This is a genomic window from Streptomyces actuosus, from assembly GCF_016921115.1.
Lineage (GTDB): Bacteria > Actinomycetota > Actinomycetes > Streptomycetales > Streptomycetaceae > Streptomyces > Streptomyces actuosus_A.
Genome location: NZ_JAFFZS010000284.1, coordinates 1 through 355, shown reverse-complemented (window position 1 = coordinate 355; position 355 = coordinate 1). Strand labels below are relative to the sequence as shown.

Genomic DNA, 355 nt, shown 5'->3' with positions numbered 1-355 from the left:
ACCAGCGTGGACGACGATCCGGTGGTGATCGTGGGGATGGCGTGCCGGTTCCCGGGTGGGGTCGGTTCGCCGGAGGATCTGTGGCGGCTGGTGAGCGAGGGCGGTGACGCGATCGGCGCGTTCCCGGCGGATCGTGGCTGGGATCTGGACGGTCTGTACGACCCGGAGCCCGGCACGCCTGGACGCACCTACGTCCGGCAAGGTGGCTTCCTCCACGACGCGACCCACTTCGACGCCGGGCTGTTCGGTGTCTCTCCGCGTGAGGCGTTGGCGATGGATCCGCAGCAGCGTGTGCTGCTGGAGACGTCGTGGGAGGTGTTCGAGCGGGCGGGTATCGATCCGGCGAGCCTGCGCG

General features: G+C 69.9%; 1 pseudogene. It reads left to right on the top strand.

The features are described from left to right. Positions 1-9: 9 nt before the first annotated feature. A pseudogene (locus JS756_RS36345) lies at positions 10-355 on the top strand (beta-ketoacyl synthase N-terminal-like domain-containing protein); the annotation flags it as partial.